The sequence below is a fragment of the Paenibacillus sp. PDC88 genome (assembly GCF_900106725.1).
Classification (GTDB): Bacteria; Bacillota; Bacilli; order Paenibacillales; family Paenibacillaceae; genus Paenibacillus; species Paenibacillus shunpengii.
Map to the genome: position 1 here is coordinate 82,674 of NZ_FNNT01000004.1, position 18,898 is coordinate 101,571.

The 18,898-nt window shown below is 48.0% G+C and carries 17 protein-coding genes and 2 riboswitches; of the genes, 11 read left to right on the top strand and 6 right to left on the bottom strand.

Going from position 1 to position 18,898, the window contains the following annotated elements; translation table 11 throughout:
• Positions 1-5 precede the first annotated feature (5 nt).
• Both gcvPA and gcvT read right to left on the bottom strand, forming a co-directional pair.
• Positions 6-1,358 carry an aminomethyl-transferring glycine dehydrogenase subunit GcvPA gene (gene gcvPA, locus BLW49_RS13710; protein ID WP_076313438.1) on the bottom strand — a complete coding sequence of 451 codons (1,353 nt, stop codon included), beginning with the start codon at positions 1,356-1,358 and terminating at the stop codon, positions 6-8.
• Entirely contained in the window at positions 1,358-2,491 is a 1,134-nt protein-coding gene (gene gcvT / locus BLW49_RS13715) for a glycine cleavage system aminomethyltransferase GcvT (RefSeq protein ID WP_090725501.1), read from the bottom strand. Before gcvT ends, gcvPA begins: the two co-directional genes overlap by 1 nt.
• 294 nt (positions 2,492-2,785) lie before the next feature.
• A riboswitch (glycine riboswitch) is annotated at positions 2,786-2,928 on the bottom strand.
• A gap of 235 nt (positions 2,929-3,163) precedes the next feature.
• Here gcvT and gcvH point away from each other — a divergent pair.
• On the top strand, positions 3,164-3,556 hold the full coding sequence (gcvH, locus tag BLW49_RS13720) for a glycine cleavage system protein GcvH (protein WP_076313437.1): 393 nt from the start codon (positions 3,164-3,166) through the stop codon (positions 3,554-3,556).
• Between the two features lie 181 nt (positions 3,557-3,737).
• Here the strand turns inward: gcvH and BLW49_RS13725 are convergent, their stop codons facing one another.
• From BLW49_RS13725 to BLW49_RS13740, 4 genes are all read right to left on the bottom strand, one after another.
• On the bottom strand, positions 3,738-4,250 hold the full coding sequence (locus BLW49_RS13725; protein ID WP_090725149.1) for a hypothetical protein: 513 nt from the start codon (positions 4,248-4,250) through the stop codon (positions 3,738-3,740).
• A gap of 107 nt (positions 4,251-4,357) precedes the next feature.
• Positions 4,358-4,582 (bottom strand): cysteine-rich CWC family protein, encoded by a 225-nt coding sequence (locus BLW49_RS13730; RefSeq protein ID WP_076313435.1) that lies wholly within the window; start codon positions 4,580-4,582, stop codon positions 4,358-4,360.
• 56 nt (positions 4,583-4,638) lie between these two features.
• Positions 4,639-5,253, bottom strand: a complete 615-nt coding sequence (locus BLW49_RS13735; RefSeq protein ID WP_083655904.1) for a hypothetical protein — start codon at positions 5,251-5,253, stop codon at positions 4,639-4,641.
• 206 nt (positions 5,254-5,459) lie between these two features.
• Complete coding sequence (locus BLW49_RS13740; RefSeq protein WP_090725151.1) at positions 5,460-7,463, bottom strand: endonuclease MutS2; 2,004 nt, start codon at positions 7,461-7,463, stop codon at positions 5,460-5,462.
• A 583-nt stretch (positions 7,464-8,046) separates the two neighbouring features.
• Positions 8,047-8,157, top strand: a riboswitch (TPP riboswitch).
• 97 nt (positions 8,158-8,254) lie between these two features.
• On the opposite strand from BLW49_RS13740, the gene thiM reads away from it, so the two are divergent.
• From thiM to BLW49_RS13790, 10 genes are all read left to right on the top strand, one after another.
• The gene (gene thiM / locus BLW49_RS13745) at positions 8,255-9,097 is read left to right on the top strand and encodes a hydroxyethylthiazole kinase (RefSeq protein WP_090725152.1); all 843 of its coding nucleotides are present in this window, start codon (positions 8,255-8,257) and stop codon (positions 9,095-9,097) included.
• Positions 9,098-9,100: 3 nt separating this feature from the next.
• Positions 9,101-9,913: a bifunctional hydroxymethylpyrimidine kinase/phosphomethylpyrimidine kinase gene (gene thiD / locus BLW49_RS13750; protein WP_090725154.1), complete on the top strand. Its 813-nt coding sequence runs from the start codon at positions 9,101-9,103 to the stop codon at positions 9,911-9,913.
• The gene (gene thiE / locus BLW49_RS13755) at positions 9,910-10,563 is read left to right on the top strand and encodes a thiamine phosphate synthase (RefSeq protein ID WP_090725156.1); all 654 of its coding nucleotides are present in this window, start codon (positions 9,910-9,912) and stop codon (positions 10,561-10,563) included. The genes thiD and thiE overlap by 4 nt, the downstream gene beginning before the upstream one ends.
• A 351-nt stretch (positions 10,564-10,914) precedes the next feature.
• Positions 10,915-11,730, top strand: coding sequence for a creatininase family protein (locus BLW49_RS13760; protein WP_076313431.1), 816 nt, complete (start codon positions 10,915-10,917; stop codon positions 11,728-11,730).
• A 16-nt stretch (positions 11,731-11,746) separates the two neighbouring features.
• Positions 11,747-12,553: an ABC transporter ATP-binding protein gene (locus tag BLW49_RS13765; protein WP_083655903.1), complete on the top strand. Its 807-nt coding sequence runs from the start codon at positions 11,747-11,749 to the stop codon at positions 12,551-12,553.
• A gap of 37 nt (positions 12,554-12,590) precedes the next feature.
• Positions 12,591-13,913, top strand: coding sequence for an FAD-binding oxidoreductase (locus tag BLW49_RS13770; protein WP_305954043.1), 1,323 nt, complete (start codon positions 12,591-12,593; stop codon positions 13,911-13,913).
• Between the two features lie 36 nt (positions 13,914-13,949).
• Positions 13,950-14,837: an ABC transporter permease gene (locus tag BLW49_RS13775; RefSeq protein WP_083655902.1), complete on the top strand. Its 888-nt coding sequence runs from the start codon at positions 13,950-13,952 to the stop codon at positions 14,835-14,837.
• Between the two features lie 58 nt (positions 14,838-14,895).
• Positions 14,896-15,933 carry an ABC transporter substrate-binding protein gene (locus tag BLW49_RS13780; protein ID WP_090725158.1) on the top strand — a complete coding sequence of 346 codons (1,038 nt, stop codon included), beginning with the start codon at positions 14,896-14,898 and terminating at the stop codon, positions 15,931-15,933.
• 144 nt (positions 15,934-16,077) lie between these two features.
• On the top strand, positions 16,078-17,460 hold the full coding sequence (locus BLW49_RS13785) for an amidohydrolase family protein (RefSeq protein ID WP_090725160.1): 1,383 nt from the start codon (positions 16,078-16,080) through the stop codon (positions 17,458-17,460).
• Positions 17,451-18,734: an amidohydrolase family protein gene (locus tag BLW49_RS13790; RefSeq protein ID WP_090725161.1), complete on the top strand. Its 1,284-nt coding sequence runs from the start codon at positions 17,451-17,453 to the stop codon at positions 18,732-18,734. The genes BLW49_RS13785 and BLW49_RS13790 overlap by 10 nt, the downstream gene beginning before the upstream one ends.
• Positions 18,735-18,898 lie beyond the last annotated feature (164 nt).

Here is an 18,898-nt window from a genome sequence, read left to right on the forward strand (position 1 = left end):
CTTACTCACAGCAATCCCTCCAATACCGCTTTGAATTCATCGATTTCTTCTTTGCTCCGGCGTTCTGTAACGGCAATCAGCATATGACCGCTTAGCTCCGGGTATTCACGTCCCAAATCATATCCTCCGATAAATCCTGCAGCAAGCAGCTTGCTCTGAACATCTTCCATGCTCGTATGGTCCGGCAGCTTAATCACAAATTCGTTAAATGTCGGTGAAGTGAAAGGAGTGCTTACCCCTTCAATAGAAGCTAATGTCTGCTTGGCATAATGACTCTTCTGCAAATTAAGCTCCGACACATCAAGCATGCCTTGTTTACCGAGCAGCGACATATAGACTGATGCACTTAGTGCAAGCAGGGCCTGATTGGAACAAATATTGGAGGTCGCTTTTTCGCGGCGGATATGCTGTTCACGAGCCTGCAGAGTCAGTACAAAGCCTCGTCTGCCATAACGATCCGTCGTTTGACCGACAATCCGTCCAGGAATTCTGCGCATGTGGGCCTGGGATACAGCAAAATATCCACAGGTAGGACCGCCATAGGAGCCTGCAATCCCTAGCGGCTGAGCATCACCAACAACGATATCTGCACCAAGCTTACCCGGTGCTTCCAGAAGTCCGAGTGAAATTGGATTCGCACTGACGATGAGAAGTCCTTTATTGGGATGAATCAAGTCAGCTGCAGCCTGGATATCTTCTACACTGCCGAAGAAGTTCGGGCTTTGAATCATAACCGCAGCCGTATCCTCACTGATTGCAGCAGCGAGTGCTTCCATATCAGTGACACCATTTTGATAACCAATCTCTACAATTTCAAGATTCAGACCATGTGCATAACTCGCAAGTACCTGGCGGGATTCCGGATGTACGGTGCTCGATACGACCAGCTTCTTCCGGCGCGTTGCAGCTGCAGCCAGATTACCCGCCTCTGCAAAAGCGGTTGCTCCATCATACATACTCGCATTGGCGACAGCCATTCCGGTAAGCTCGCAAATATAGGATTGGAATTCAAAAATCGCCTGCAGCTCGCCTTGGCTGATCTCGGGCTGATAAGGCGTATAAGCGGTATAGAATTCGGAGCGGGAAATGACATGGTTAATGACAGAAGGTACATGATGGTCATAGATACCTGCGCCGAGAAAGCTTGCATGTGTATCTGCGTTCACATTGCGTCCGGCAAGACGGGTCATATGGCGTGTGAGTGCATATTCGTCCAGCTTGGATGAAACAGGGAGTTCGCCTTTAAAGCGGATTTCTTCAGGAATGTCGGAGAAGAGATCCTCTATCGTTTCAGCTCCGATTGCTGCCAGCATTTCCGCCTGATCTTGTTCCGTCATCGGAAGATAACGATTTGTCATTACGAATTCGCTCCTTTTGCCGCTTGGGCTGTAGGTTTTGGTCTTCTATAGAATGGGGTTTTGATCACTTCTGCCTTGAGGCGTTTGCCCCGGATTTCGACATCAACCGTGGTGCCTGGTTCTGTAAACCGGATATCCAGCAGTGCAAGACCCAGATTGCGTTTCAGGGTAGGCGACTGGGTACCTGTTGTTACCTCGCCGATTTGTTCTTCGTCAGCAAAGACCGGATAATGAGCTCGTGGAATACCGCGGTCTGTAATCTCTATTCCGACGAGCTTTCGGGTCAGGCCTTCTTCTTTTTGCTTCACCAGTGCATCCCGACCGATAAAGTCACCAGCTGCCAGCTTCACGAACATCCCTAGACCGGCTTCGAGCGGTGTAATCGTTGATGAGAGCTCCTGTCCATATAACGGAAGCTTAGCTTCAAATCGAAGTGTATCTCTCGCACCAAGCCCGATAGGAAGCAATCCTTCATCTTCGCCAGCGGACATAAGTGCAAGCCATACTTTCTGAGCGTCATCGGCACTGACATAAATTTCGAAGCCGTCCTCACCGGTATATCCTGTGCGTGAGAGAATAACGGTGCTTCCGCTCACTTCTGCTCCGTCGACAAAACGGAAAGAACCAAGTTCAGCAAGGTTCACATCTGTCACTTTAGATAATATAGCCTCTGCCTTTGGACCCTGCAGTGCCAGCAGAGCGGTTGCATTCGATTCATTCACCATCTGTACGTTCGCAGGCAGATGTTCTTGCAGCCATGTCCAATCCTTATCAATATTGGATGCATTCACTACAAGCATGAACAAATGCTCGCTGCGCTTATACACGAGCAAGTCGTCCACTACACCACCTGTGGGATAGCACATAAGTGTGTACTGTGCCTGACCAATTTCGAGCAGGGATATGTCATTTGTCAGCATTCCTTGCAGGAAGTTGGCTGCATTCTCGCCTTCTACTCGAAATTCGCCCATATGGGATACATCGAATAATCCGGCCTGCTGTCTAACAGCCTCATGCTCTTTCTGGATACCGCTGAAGGAAACCGGGAGCTCCCAGCCTCCAAAATCGATACAGCGTACATTTGGATATTGTTCATAAAGAGGGAAAAGCGGTGTTCTCAATAATTGGGACATAATTTTCACCTCGTCAAAAGCCGGCTTCCGGCTGTAGTTAAATAGAAGGAATGAAGAAGAATAATCATCAGGATAAATAATAGGAAAAGGGAAAAAGGGCGATTGGAAAAAGAAAAAGGACAGGCCAAAGAAAAATACACGCAAATAAAGCATGTGTTCTTCTTAGGCTCTGTCCTTGGTACCTGAGAGTTACCCCGTATGCAATGCTCACGAGTTTCCCCTTGGGTGATCCTTTTATTAACAACGTTCGCTTCTAGTAAGCAGGCGAACGGTTATGGATGCTCTCCAGAGTCGCGTCCGGTAAAAGTCCTTTTGCCTGAGAGATTCACCCTTTGCTTATCAATGGGCTTACTCCTTCGGCGTTACCATGCGGAAAATGTCCCTTGCTCAGAAGCTCAGAACAAGAATCCTGCGGTAATCTCTCCCTTTACGTTCAACCGCTTAACGAGCTAGAATGTTCGGAAATAGCGAACTCTTCCGCTCAATCTAACGCTTATACTACATTAATACGTGATTAAATCCGAAAAGTCAAGGAGTATATCCATAAAACATATTTTTTGTTAGCAATCTTGACATTGTGATAAGGATTGTTTTACGCTATGGGTGGAAAAAGGGCAGGAACCAGAGAAGAAACACAATTCTAACTTTTGAAAAAGCGAGGCTGACGAGATCATGAGCGAAGTAATTAACGGTTTGTTGTATAGTGAAGAGCATGAATGGGTTCAAACGTTAGAAGGAGATACGGTACGTATCGGAATTACTGAATTTGCTCAGCATCAGCTGGGAGATATTGTGTTTGTGGAGCTGCCTGAAGTAGGAACGGACATTAATAGTGATGATAGTATTGGTACGATTGAATCGGTTAAGACCGTATCTGATTTGTTTGCCCCAGTTAGCGGAACGATTATCAGTGTAAATGATAAGCTTCAAGACGAGCCGGAGCTTGTGAATGCTGCACCTTATAGCGATGGCTGGATGATTGAAGTGAAGCTGAGTGGAGATTACAAGGCTGCTCTTGCTAAACTGCTGGATGCAGATGCTTATCGTGCACATACTGAAGAGTAGAAGTTTGATTCGATTCTATAATATATGACGAAATTATTTAGATTGTTTGAGCTGATCTTCCTGTTTATAGGGGAGGTCAGCTCTTTTTATATGATGTCGTCTTATAACCTATAGTCATAACTAAACCTAGTTTTAGATTATTTGTGAAAAAAATGTTTCTCGTGGAACGAATCTCATGGGGTTAATTAATTTTGTAGAAGCCATCATGATCTTGCACGATGTGGACAGAAGCAGACCCCGCAGCTGAATTCGAGCGAAGAGCTCGGCTCGTTACCGTAATGGTAGTTTCTTTTACGGGTGGAGATGCAAGAGGGGACCAATAAATGATGCTGGCCTGCTTCACCTCAAGGGATGTTCCTGATGACCTCACCTGTGTGCCCGTCGAACCATCCATAACCAGTAATTTACCTGAAGAAGCTGTAACGGTTAGCGGAAATGAGGTGTTTTCTTCCCTTATTTCGATGGGGAATCCAGGAACGCTGCTCATCACCATAGCATATTTATCAAGCGGAAATGTAATTTGAAGCGGGCTGTATTGATCGGACTCTGACGAAATGCTTGTAGATGGAGATATAGCAGAAGGTACATTGGGCCACAGAATGAACGCAGAGGCGAGAAGGATGGATGAGACAGTAACATAAGTACTTTTGACTTTAGATGGTGAGTGTGTTCTCATTACTTGCGTCTTCGTCATGATAACCTCCCAGAAAGTTTAAGTATATATTCAATATAACGTTTACTTGCCGCAAAGGTTGTAACCAAAATAATTCATTGAATGCAATTTCAGATAGGCCAAGGGGTTCAGGCTTTATCCGTTCCCCTGGCATGAAACGCAATTACACAGGCTTCACACACACATGCCTTGCGTCTCTGCTCGTCCGGAATACGTGACAGCAGTTCCTGTGGAACAGACCGACTCATACACCAGCATTCCGTGTAAGGCTTCCCGGCTGCATAGGCACACTCATTAGACTTGTGGCACAAAGGGCAGAGGAGCGGATTGATTTCAATAGAGGATGAAGACATATTTCACCTGCTTTATGATAGGGTCATTGTTGATTATGGATGCAAAGCGTTAGATTCTATGATGAATGTGATCTGCTTGAATTGCGTTCTTGAATTTCAAAGAACAAAAAGCAAGCTAGGTTCAAGGCAAAAAACAAAATATTAAGCCAGATCTGATTCATATAGAGGATGTAAGAGATCAGAATCAAGAATATGAGCATTAGAGCAGTAACAATAGCATATTCAAATTTAAGCTTAAGTTTATCATATGGATAGCTGAATCCGAAGTTGTATTTATACATAAGCCAGGATATGATCAACAGCACAGCGCTGCTGTAGCTTTGTAACAGATAACCGCTGCGAACACTCTGCTCCAATACATCTGTATCTCCGTAAAGGATGATCAATAAGAGACTCTTGATAGCACCGTACAGGACTGTCACTAATATAGTGCGGAAGGCCGAAGGCAGCAAAGGAATTTTTACCACAACGGTGAAGAATAGGGTCAAAATGATAATGGTAATAACCGGCACCAGATTAGCGACATCCAGCTCACTCTGCAGAAAGTAGCTCTGTAAATTAACGAGCATAAGGACAAATAGGGCTCGCTTGGCATAATGGGCAGGATTAATCTTGAATAACATAATAATAAGGATGAAAAGTGCAAATGTCTCGAGTGATGAAAAAAGCATGAACGCTAGAAATTCCAGAATATTCTTCCCCCAGTAATATGTAAATATATGCAATACCCGAACAAAGCAGCTTGACCATAATAATATGTGCTTAACTGTGAAGTAAAGTATTTTTTTATGGAAATATTAAAGATGGACGAGGAAGAGACATTCCCCGTCCATCTTTGTTTATTCATTTGCATCATATCACTTATTCAATGGCACACTTAAGACTCATCTCTTGGCATTTCAATGGTGAGACCCGGAACATGCTTCTTGGACATTTGTTTTCGTTTTTTTCGATTCTCCTTGGTCTGGGATACAACGTCAAAATCATAGTCGTCCGGATATAGTTCCTTGCCTGCAATGTGCAGCTTCACTCGCTGCTTGGCAATTTTCAGCTTTTTACCTCGTACAAGTACGGTAAGCTTGCCTCTTGCATCCTCTGCTTCGACAATAATTCCTCCTTCCTGCATATAAGGGATGTGAACCCTGTCACCCACCTCCAGCGGCCGGACCGGCTGTGCTTCCATATCACTTGGCTCAGCTCTTTTGCCATGGGCGGCTCGTGACTCTCGGCGATCGTTATCTACCCGTTTTGTATGGTCTGGTATTGGTTCATGAGAATTTGTATTGCAATGCATGGTGTTATGCTTCTCTTCGTTATCAGCGGCTTTCGGTTCTCCTGAAGAATCTGCAATTGCTGTCAATGATGTGGCAGAGATCTGTTTGGAACGCTCAATGATATAAGGCGGAATCCCGAGCTTCAGGGCAATGGCATAAGCATAGCTGTTCCCTGCTTCCCCGATCGTCAGCCGATATAACGGCTTCAAAGATTCTGTATCAAATTCCATGCGGGCATTCTCAAATCCGTCAGCCGACGCTGCGAAATTTTTGATCTCCGAAAAATGAGTCGTTGCCACGACCGTCGCCTGCCTTCTATGCATCTCTTCGAGCAGAGCGATAGACAATCCGGTTCCTTCCCCAGGATCTGTACCCGACGCCATTTCGTCAATAAGAATAAGCGTGGAAGGGTCCGCGATCTTTAGAATTTCGATAATGTTCTTGATGTGGGCAGAGAACGTGCTCAGCTGATGCTCAATGCTCTGACCATCCCCGATATCGACGGCGACTTGCTCAAATACGCTCAGCTGACTGTCTTCTCCGACAGGAACGAGTAGACCGGACTGGGCCATGAGTGTTAGCAGCCCAATGGTCTTAAGACATAAGGTTTTGCCGCCGGTATTGGGACCTGTAATAATCAAGGACTTGAATGCATCACCAATGTGGAAATCGAGCGGAACCATATTGTTCACGAGCGGATGCCGTGCGGACCTTAATCGAATGACCCCATGATCAACGAGGTGAACCGACCGTCCCTGATAGGAGAGGGCATAACGTGCTTTGGCGAACAAAAAGTCGTATATGCCTACTGTATCCGTATTCACACGCAGCTCATATTCAGCTTGGTCTGCTAAACGCGTCAATTCACTGAGTATCTTCATCTCCTCCCGCTGTTCCGCTGCACGATGCAGGCTGAGCTCCATCTGAAGACTGGCGATCTCGTCCGGCTCGATAAATACCGTTTGGCCACTGGCGGATTCGCCGTGAACCGTTCCTCTGATCTGCTTGCGGAATTCCTTCTGGACAGGCAGGCAGTAGCGGTCCCCGCGTTTTGTTATGAGCTGGTCCTGCAGAATAGAACGGTGCTTGGACAGAAGGGTATCCAGCTTTTTTTTCAGCCGTTCCTCGATGACCTGAGCCTGTTTTCTCGTCTTGAGCAGTTCTTTGCTGGCATGATCGGTAATCCGGCCTAAGTAAATACAGCGTTCCACCTCTTCACGGAGGGAATCCAGGGTGTACATAGAGCCTGCATAGGCACTTATATTCGGGGCAATCTCTCTCTTAGACTGCATGTACTTCATAAGCTGGGTGCAGCTTCGCAGAAATTGCAGGAGATGCATGAAATCCTGTTCCGTAAATAGATAGCCTGTGCCCAGCAGATTCATAATATTTTCGATTCCTGACAATGAAGGAAGTGGGACGCTTGCTCCGTGCCGGATCAATCCCAGTGCTTCCTCTGTTTCAGCCAGTGCCTGACGAATCTGGGTTAGACGGGTCATGGGAGTCAGTGAATCGATCTGCCGTTCTCCAAGGTAGGATACCGCGTAAGATCGCAGTTGTTCTTTGACAGTACTGTATTCGAGTCTTTGCATGCTTTGATGATTCATGGGTTATTGCTCCTTTTTTTTTGTATTAATGAATGACGTTGAAGCGGATAAAACAAAAAAAGACGCAAGAAGCGAACAGTAGGGTTCGTTCTTACGTCTGTATGCATGAGTTAGCTTATGGATCGGCAAAGGATGCTGCCAAGCCATAAATATCAACCTGTGAATGGTGCCCCGCCATCCATAATTTGTTGACTACAGAGCATAGATCTCTGTAAATCGATGGTTTTACGGGTACAAAAAAACCGCGCTGCAAAAACAGCGCGGATGAGTTCACAAGTCAATTGTACATCACTCATGTTCATAGAGAGTTTAGTTATCCGCTGTTCTTAACTGATTTCATGAGGCATCTATAGCGTACACATGTAAATGCGCATTAAAAAATAAACATCGCAATTTCAGGCGATGAAGCAATAGATCAAGCCTCTGTATGAAATTTGATTAGTTAAGAACGATCACCGACATCAAAAATCTCTCCTTTTTGGATGAGTTACTTTGTATCATATGCTACAGGGCAGCGAAAGTCAACAAATTGAATGTTGGGAAGATGTACTATACAATGAAGAGGCACGAGCAATTTTAATAATTATATAGATACGGGAGCCTGCGGAAGCAAGCTGAGAGTACAACTAATCTGTTGTTGACCGGTTGAACCTGCCATGGATAATGCCAGCGTAGGGAGCGAACATGACGATGACGCATGCTTTCGCATGCGTTTTTTTAGTTTTGCGACACCCCTCTCAGTTCCAAGATCGGCTCCTGTGTACCTTCCAAAAAGAAAGGACTCGATCCCAATGTCTAATGTTGAACTTGAACTATCATCTCTTATCACTCGTATCCACGAAGAACAACCCTTGATCCATAACATAACGAATACGGTCGTTACGAATTTTACGGCGAACGGCTTGCTAGCTCTTGGCGCTTCCCCGGTCATGGCCTATGCGGAGGAGGAAGTGGCTGATATGGTTCAGCATGCCCGTGCACTGGTGCTCAATATCGGGACACTTACCACAGACCTAGTCCATACGATGATTGCAGCAGGCAAGGCGGCAAATGTATACGGTGTACCTGTTCTCTTGGATCCGGTCGGAGCGGGAGCTACACCTTATCGGACAGATGCGGCACTTCGGCTTCTTCGGGAAGTAGAGATCGCGCTCATTAGAGGCAATGCAGGAGAAATCAGCCATTTAATCGGGGAAGGGATGACCGTAAAAGGTGTAGACGCGGGTCAATCTGAGGTCATAGATCGAGCACAAATGGCGGTGCGTGCAGCCCGAACACTCGGAACAACCGTCGTCGTATCTGGTCCAGAAGACGTCATTACGAATGGAGATACAGGATTTATTATTAAATCCGGCCATCCTTTACTTACACGTGTCACAGGGACAGGCTGTCTCTTAACCTCGGTCATCGGTGCCTTTCTTGCCGTTCATGACTCGGTATTGGAAGCAGGGGCCGCAGGTCTTGGGTTTTATGGAGCGGCGGCAAGCCTCGCGGGGCAGAAGACCGAGCAGAAGGGGGCCGGCAGCTTCCAGATTGCATTCTTGGATGAGCTGTCCAAGCTTGAGCCGTCTGTATTTGAGAAGTATGTTGAACTTACCGACATGAACGAGCTGTTTATTCAGGAGGAGGCATAGTCGATGAATATACCTAAGGCGCTTACCATTGCAGGCTCAGACAGCGGAGGCGGTGCTGGAATTCAAGCCGATATCAAAACCTTTCAGGAGCTGGATGTCTACGGTATGTCGGCACTCACCTCAGTTACTGCCCAAAATACCCTTGGCGTACAAGGTGTGCATTCTTTGCCGGTTCCCTTTGTAGCTCAGCAGATCGAGTCCGTCTTTGCGGATCTGAGACCAGATGCCGTGAAGACAGGGATGTTATTCAGCAGTGAAATTATTGCAGAGGTTGCAAGGAAGGCTGCGCGCTATCAGATAGATAAGCTGGTTATTGATCCAGTAATGATTGCAAAAGGCGGTGCGTCCTTGCTTCAGTCGGAAGCAGTGACGGCGCTAGTTCAGCAGCTTCTTCCGCTTGCACTTGTCGTTACACCGAACATTCCCGAGGCGGAGGTGATGACAGGCTGCCCTATTCATTCGCTGGCAGACCGCAAGGAGGCGGCTAAACGAATACATGATTATGGTCCTGCCTACGTCATTGTAAAAGGTGGCCATGATGCAGGCAGCGATACGGTTACGGACCTGGTATACGATGGGACAGGATTTACGGAGCTTGCAGGGCCAAGAGTAGACACGGTTCATTCCCATGGAACAGGCTGTACCTTCTCCGCGGCGCTTACCGCAGAATTGGCAAAAGGAAAGGACGTCCTGTCAGCGGCGAGGACGGCCAGAGATTTTGTCCAAGCTGCACTTACCGATGCACTGGGCATCGGAGGAGGACAGGGTCCGACGAATCACTGGGCTTATCGCAGGCAAAAAGGAGTGAGCGTATGAGCCGGATTTCGAGTGTCCGTATGAAGGAACTGCTTCGGGTCTATTTTGTAATGGGTAGTAGAAATTGTGTTCAAGCACCGGAGGATACACTGGAGGCTGCACTCACCGGCGGGGTGACATTATTCCAGTTCAGAGAGAAAGGTCCCGGCTGCCTTGAAGGCGCTGAGCGGATCGAACTCGCCCGGCGTTTGCAGAAGCTGTGCAGAGAGCATAAAGTACCTTTTATTGTGAACGATGATGTTGACTTGGCACTGGAAGTGGATGCGGACGGTGTCCATGTCGGTCAGGAGGATGAGGAAGCGGGCTTGGTGAGACAAAGAATTGGAGATCGAATCCTCGGCATATCGGCTCATACTATTCAAGAAGCGGCGAGAGCTTATGCGCAAGGGGCCGATTATATCGGAGTAGGCCCCATTTATCCAACAAAATCAAAGGATGATGCACAGGCCGTGCAAGGTCCAGAGATCATTAAGGTTATGCGGAACGCGAATGTTACACTTCCCATCGTTGGCATTGGAGGAATTACAGTAGACAATGCCAAAGAAGTGTTTGCTGCAGGAGCAGATGGGATAGCCGTCATTTCCGCGATCAGCTATGCAGAGGATATTGCAGGCCGTGTGAGACAGCTTCAACATAACTTTAAAGCTTAACAATGTGAAAAAAAGAGAAGGATAGCTGACATGAAACAGTCATCCTTCTCTTTTTTATTTATAAAGCATGAAAACGAAGGTTGTATTACATTCATACTTTACATAACAAATTCAAACCTCTTTTATTGCTAATCCCTCCTTAATAACGAACAATATTAAGTTTTTTCTTCTGATTTTTCGTATATAGACCCTTGAACCTAACATTAAAATAACATGGTTAAGTGCTTGAGGCACAAAACAAAGTTGCCATTTTATATAAAAAACCAAAACGACGTAAATTTTGTTTACATCATCTCCTCCTCCCATTACATTTGATTCTAACAACAATACATAACTGAGGGGTGGATATGAATGACCGCACGTTATCAAGGAATGGCTTACAACGAGTTGTTCCTCCCCAGACTGTCCGGGCCGGAGATCGGTGAACTCGCCAAGACGGGAGCTATGCTGATCCTGCCAATCGGTGCAATGGAACAGCACGGGCCGCATCTTCCTGTTTATACCGACACGCTGATTGGAGAAGGGTTGTTAACGGAGGCATTCAAGCATCTGACTCCAGAGGATAATATATGGCTATTGCCGCATCTCCCTTATGGAAAAAGTAATGAGCATGCGGGGTGGAGCGGCACGGTGACATTATCAGCGACGACTCTGCTAGCTGTGCTGATGGATATTGCAGAGAGCCTTGCCAGATCCGGCTTTGACAGGCTCGTATTATTTAATACACACGGCGGAAATGCGGATCTGCTTAACCTGGCTGCCAGAGATATTAGAGAGAAGACAGGGATGATGGTATTCAGGCTTGATGGAGGCGGGCTCGATAACGATAAGGAGCTCCTCACACCTGAAGAACGCATGTACGGAATTCACGCAGGTGATTCGGAAACATCGATGATCATGCATCTCCATAACGATTGGGTGCATCGCGATTTGCTTCCCAATGAATACCCGCCTGTTACTCCAGAAATGAAGCTTCAATTCAGCAACAAACGGTTTGCATGGGTAATGAAGGATTTATCGGAATCCGGTGTTTGTGGAAATGCACAGCTGGCTACAGCGGAGAAGGGCCGCACACTATTGTCATCAGCAGGCAGGAATGCAGCGGAGCTGTTTAGACTGATGCTTGAGTTCCAGTTCGACAAGAAAGTAAAAATGGAATCCGTTTAAAGGGAGAGATGAAACGATGAGCAGCTTGATTACAGCACAGGGAAATAAGGCAAATCTTAACCCAGGAATGACACCGCTAGTGGAGATGGAAGGCATCAGCAAGATCTATCAGACCGGCACTATCGCGCTGCAGGACGTCAATCTCAGCATACCGGAAGGAGAGTTTGTCAGCTTTGTAGGTCCATCCGGCTGCGGTAAATCTACGATATTCCGTATGATCGCTGGACTTGGAGACCCGACAGCCGGCAGAATGCGGCTGATGGGTATGGAGCCTGCCGAAGCGAGAAAACAGAGTGACATTTCCTTCGTATTTCAGGATGCAACACTGCTTCCATGGTGCAAAGTGATTGACAACGTAACGCTGCCGATGGAGCTGCGAAAGATCCCGAAGAAGGAAAGAGTGGAGAAGGCAATGCATGTGCTTGAGATGGTTGGTCTGCAGGATTATGCGAACGCCCTTCCGCGCCAGCTCTCAGGCGGGATGAAGATGCGGGTATCGATCGCGAGAGCACTGGCATCCGATCCGAAGCTGCTTCTCATGGATGAGCCTTTTGGAGCGCTCGATGAAATGACCAGACAGACGCTTCAGGATGAGCTGCTCGGCATATGGCAGAAGGATAAGAAAATGACGGTCTTATTCGTTACACATAACGTTTTTGAAGCGGTATACCTCTCGACTTCCATCGTTGTCATGACAGCAAGACCTGGTAAAATCGCGAGTACGATCCCGGTACCTGTACCGTTCCCGAGAGATGAAACGTTCCGCACCGCGCCGGAGTTCAGCAAGCTGGTCGGTCAAGTGTCAGAGGTGCTGCATCACTAGCATAAGTGAAAAAAATCCGTGTTCAAGGAGGATGAAGATGATGGCTGTTGAGATCGAGAAGGTGTGTATTGACGGGCTTGGAATAGATAAGGTGCTGCTTGATCTTGATTCGAGGGAGAAGCTCTCGAAAGATTACTACTGGTATTCTCCTGTCCTTGAAAAACGGCTGAAGGATAAGATTGCGGACAGCATTGTTCGACCCGAGTCGGATGCTGAGGTCGAGACATTGCTCAAGATTGCGTATCACCATAAAGTTCCTGTTACGGTTAGAGGGGCAGGCACTGGAAACTACGGTCAGGCGATCCCGCTCGAAGGCGGCATTGTACTCGATCTAAGCAAGCTGGATCAAATCCTTGAATGGGGAGAGAATTCAGTTCGCGTGCAATGTGGAGTCAGACTTGGAGCTCTGGAACGGGCAGCCCGGGAACGAGAGCTTGAACTGCGAATTTATCCGAGCACGTTCATGAAGGCGACCGTCGGAGGTTATGTATGCGGTGGTTCAGGAGGGATTGGTTCCATCACCTGGGGGGACCTGTGGGACGGCAATGTATCGGAGGTCGTCGTCTATACCATGGAAGAGGAGCCGAGAAGACTGGTCGTGTCCGGCGAAGATCTTCCGGCCTATATTCATAACTATGGCACAACCGGAATTCTGACCGAGCTTGTGATTCCACTTGCACCCAAGACCGAATGGGAGCAGTCTATCGTATTCTTTGATGATTTTATGCAGGCTATGGAATTCTCCCATGACCTGTCTCATGATGATTCCATTCGCAAGAGACTAATCTCTCCCCACGAATGGCCCATACCTTCCTATTTTAGACCATTGAAAAAGGTGGTCCTCCCCGAGAAAGCGGCGGTTCTGCTAGAGACAGAGGAGGGAAGCCAGCCTGCCCTTGCACGTCTTGCGGAGCTGCATGGCGGAACAGTTGGCCATTACATTCCGGCTGAGAAGTACCGATCAGGCATTGGCTTGTCTGACTTTGGCTGGAATCACACCACATTATGGGCGCTTAAATGCGAGAACAATATTACCTATTTGCAGGCCGGATTCTCCTTAGCACATTTCAGAGAACAAGTGAAGCTTGTTAAAGAAACATTTGGAGATGAAGTGCTGCTTCATTTTGAATGGATGAGAAGCCGTGGCACAGTCACTCCGTCTTCACTGCCCGTCGTGCGTTATACGACCGAGGAGCGCTTGAACGAAATCATTGACTTCTTTAACACTAACGGAATTCATGTGGCAAACCCGCATACGTATTCACTGGACTCCGGTGGACGAGGAATATTGCCGCTTATGAAACAGAAGAAACAGGAGAATGATCCGTTAAGGCTGCTTAACCCTGGCAAGATCGATTAGAAGAAGCTCTCTTGAAAGAAAGGACGTGCTTAAACAATGGCAATGAATCAGCCGAAGCTTGCTTATGAAAAAAAGGGTCAGAAAGAGGACAGTAATACGCCTTCTGCCTCAGCTGTCCAAACCCCGAAAGCTGCGAAGAACAATAATTTCATGCAAAAATTTCTTCCTCCCGCCATCGCCTTCATCGTTGTAGTCGGCCTATGGGAGATCGTAACGAGATTGCTCGGATACGCTCCCTATTTGCTTCCTAAGCCATCGGACATCGTATTATCGGCCGTAGAGAATTGGAGCAACCTGATGACATCGGTCATGACGACGGTATATGAATCGGTGTTTGGATTCTTGCTCAGCATCGTTATCGGGGTATCCGGCGCCATACTGCTTGCCAGTTCCAAAATCATCGAAAAAGCAGTCTATCCCTATGCTATCGTGCTGCAAACGATTCCGGTTGTCGCGATCGCCCCGATTATCGTCATCTGGTTTGGTGCCGGCGTGAATTCGATTGTCATCATTGCCTTCCTGATTGGCTTCTTCCCGATGATATCCAACACCTTGATTGGTCTTAATTCTACCGATGGCAACATGCAGAACCTGTTCAAGCTCTACAATGCTTCACGCTGGCAGATCATGTGGAGACTGCGTCTGCCTGCCGCAATGCCTTATATTATTGCAGGACTGAAAATATCCTGTACCCTGTCTGTCGTAGGGGCTATTGTCGGTGAATACATTGCTGGCATTGGCGGCGGAGAAGGTGGTCTTGGTTATGCCATTACAGTTGCTTCTTCAAGACTCCAGACACCTTATTTGTTCGCCTGCGGACTGTGCGCTTCCATTCTGGGGATTACCTTCTATCTGCTCGTAAGTGCCTTCTCCAAGTGGGCGCTCAGCTCTTGGCATGAGTCTGAAATGAAATCCGAGAACTAAGATGAGATTTCTGAAATCAAAATATTCTGAAATCAAAATATAAGGGGGATTCAAGAGAATGAACAATTCATGGAAGAAGAAAATGTCAGGTCTCACAGTAACGATGGCACTCGCCCTTATATTTTCAGCATGCAGCAGCTCAGGCTCTGGCGGCAGTACAACCGAAGGAAGCGCCAGCGCTAGTGAAGAAGGCGACAAGGAGCCGGTAAAAATCACCCAGGTGACGAACTGGTTTGCACAGCCTGAGCATGGAGGGCAGTATACCGCTCTAGCGCAAGGCTACTACGAGGAAGCCGGTATCGATATGACCATCGAGCCTGGTGGACCTCAGGTATCCTCTATGCAGATCGTAGCTTCCGGCAAAGCCCAGTTCGGTATGGGGCAAGCGGATGAAGTGCTCACTGCCAGAGACAACGGAATTCCGGTTGTAGCCATTGCAGCCATCTTCCAAAAGAGCCCGCAGGCGATGCTGTTCCATGCAGATGCGGATATTCAGGATTTTGAGGATTTAGACGGACGTAACGTATATATTGCACCAGGGTCTGGCTATTGGGATTTTATTAAGAAGAAATATGATCTGACAGAAGTGAAGGACCAAACCTATACAGGGCAATTCGTTAACTTCATTGAGGATAAGGATGCGGTCACACAGTCCTATGTCACATCAGAGCCCTATACACTCGAGCAGCAAGGGATTGAGACCCGTTATTTACTGACTTATGATGCAGGATTTCAGCCTTATTCCAATGTGCTGTTTACTACAGAAGAGTTCCTTGAGAAGAATCCTGAGGTTGTAAAATCGTTCCTTGCCGCCTCTATCAAAGGCTGGAATTATTACAAGGACAATTACGAAGAGATGAACGAGTTTCTGAAGGAAAGAAATCCGGATCTCACGCTGGAAGGGATGAAGTATGGAGCGGAGCAGGAATTTGAGCTGATTTTTACAGACGAGACGGAATCGAACGGGCTGCTCAGCATGACAGAAGAACGTTGGACGAAGCTTCAGGAGGATATGTACAGTCTTGGATTACTGAAATCCAAAGAGGATATAGGAAATGTCTTCACGACCGAATATCTTCCCGGTCCCAGCGAATAATGGATTGACAGCTTATTAAGAGCTGCAGCCTCCTGGCTTATCGGACGCCGGCCTATTGGGCAGCTGACGCATAAGCTGCAGGGGGTTTTTTTAATGAGAGTGATATGCACGATTAGGTCTGTCCTTAGATAGGAGGAGCGAAGCATGACAGGAACACTGCGTTTTATCAATGCCTCACTGCACGAACTTAAGAGCCGGGGCAAGCTCTATGATATTCGGATTCGTGATGGGAAATTTGAATCTGTTCAGGAGCAGACCTCAGGCGAGGAAAGGGTTCAGGCTGCGGACATTGCGTCATTTGCGCTTCCCATGAGGAGGGATATGAGCAATGAGCAGAAGGTGTTTGATCTCAAGGGACGAATGATGCTTCCTGGCTTAGTGGATATACATATGCATCTGGATAAAGCCTTCAGCCTGCCCCAGGTAGGTAATCAAACGGGGACACTGCTTGAAGCCATTCAAAATTACAGCCGTGCAGCGTCATCCTTCTCGAAGGAAACAATTCGTGCACGGATCGTAAGGACTGCTCTGCAGGCGGTATCTTATGGATCGACCAGGCTGAGATCCCACCTTGATTTTAATGTGAATGCAGGGGAAGATGTTGCAATTCGTACAGTGGAAGCTGCACTGGAAGCTAGAGCGTTACTGAGCGGTGTGGTGGATCTGGAGCTGTATCCCATGGTTCCTTATCGCGATCTTGGAAGAAGGGGCATGGAGCTGATTGAGGAGTCGCTCAGAATGGGACTTGACGGCATTGGTGGTGCGCCGCATTTATCCCATCACCCCGATGCAGATATTGAGGGTATATTTGAGCTGGCGGTACGTCTTGGAGTGCCTATTGATCTGCACTGCGATGAGACGGACAATCCCGAGATGAAGACAGTACTTAAAGTAGCTCAGGAATCACTGAAATATGATTATCATGGAAAGGTCACTGCCGGACATTTATGCTCTCTGTCTTCCATGCCCCCAGCTGAGGCTGAAGAGCTGATCGCGATGATGTCACTCGCTGGAGTTCATGCGGTTACTCTTCCGGCGGCCAATCTGTATCTTCAAGGCAGAGCAGACCTGGGTCCTGTAAGACGCGGAGTGACCCGGGTCCGTGAGCTGATGGATGGGGGAGTTGCTCTCGCCGCGGCATCAGACAATATCCACGATCCATTCCATCCCTTCGGGAGAGGAGATCTGCTGCAAATTGCGCAGCTTACAGGCTATGCTGCCCATTATGGAAGTCCCGAGGACATGGTGCAGCTTCTCGATATGGTAACGGTGAAGCCTGCCATCATCGCCGGCTTGGAGAATTACGGTATTCGCAGGGGGGGAGCAGCCGACTTCGTTATTGTGGATGCGAGGAATCCGGAGGAAGTGTTCACACGCCTGCCGGCCGGCCGCTGGGTCGCCAAAGCAGGAGGATGGGTCAGTGTGACAAGGGCAGCAAGCCAATATGGGGATGAACGAATTCAAAGGTTGTGGGAGGCGTCCGTGTTAGAAACAGAAGGAATCGGGGGGACAGCGGTATGGAAGTGACGACATTAAAAAATGTAATGACACAGGAAGGCCGTCATGTGGATGTATTCCTTGCATCAGGGCACATTCATTCCATTGAGCCATCTGACAGCAGTAAGGCTTGGAAAGACGATCAGGAAGTAGAACATACCATTGATGGGCAAGGGGGACTCCTGCTCCCAGCGTTTGTAGAATCTCATATTCATTTGGATACCGTGCTCACTGCAGGTGATCCGGACTGGAACCGAAGCGGCACGTTGCTGGAAGGGATCCGGCTATGGGGTGAACGCAAGAAGCGGCTCACCCCGGAAGATGTGCGGCAGCGGGCGAACGAAGTCATACGTCTTCTGGTCGGACATGGAGTACTCTATATTCGGACCCACGCAGATATTTCCGATCCCCGGATGACAGCGTTAAAGACACTTCTTGCATTGAAGGAGGAGTGGGCGTCTGTTGTCCAGCTTCAGGTGATCGCTTTTCCTCAGGACGGTATCGTCGCCTGTCCTGGGAATGCAGAGCGGATGGAGGAGGCGCTGCGGCTCGGTGCTGATGGTGTAGGGGCGATCCCGCATGGAGAACGGACCCGGGAGGATGGGGTAGAGTCACTTGAGATTTGCTTCGAGCTTGCGAAGAAGTACGGTGCATTCGTTCACGTCTTCTGTGATGAAACAGATGACGAGCAGTCCCGCTTCCTGGAGTGCACAGCAGCGCTTGCCATTAAGCATGAGCTGTACGGGAAAGTAACTGCCAGTCATTGCAGTGCTACCGCTTATTATAATGAGCCGTATTTCCAGAAGCTGCTGGGACTTGTCAAAGCCTCGCGCATCCATATTATTGCCTGCCCGCTGATTAACAGCTCGATGCAGGGACGATTCGATGCGTATCCAAGAGGCAGGGGGATCGCGCGGATCCGGGATATGTCGAGAGCCGGCATTCCGGTTGCCATTGCCCACGATGACATGCTGACACCTTTCTATCCCTACGGAGACGGCAATCTGCTGCAGGCGGTTCATATGGCGGCCCATTTGGAGCATATGACCGGAAGAGATGATGCTGGCTTGCTGCTAGATATGGTCACGAAGCATGGAGCCGGCGTTCTCGGTCTGGAGGACCATTACGGAATCGCTCCTGGACATCCGGCTAATCTGGTTGTTCTTCCCGCCCAGCAGGCCGCGGATGCCATTCGGCTTCGTCCGAAGCCGCTGTATGTTATTCGCCAAGGCAGAGTTATTGCTCATACCCCTCCCGTGAAGACCGAATTCTCCTTCGCTCCCTCCTATTTACAGGTCTACTAGAACTTCGATACTATGGCAAGCGGCGTCCTATTGCATATTGGCTGGGACGTCTTTTTTTGTGATGTGTATAAGCCTTTTTTTGTGGAGCAGGTATCATTAGCCGACAACCTTTGTAGGATGGTGTCATATACTATTGTGTAAGCGTTTTCTGATTTTACAATATC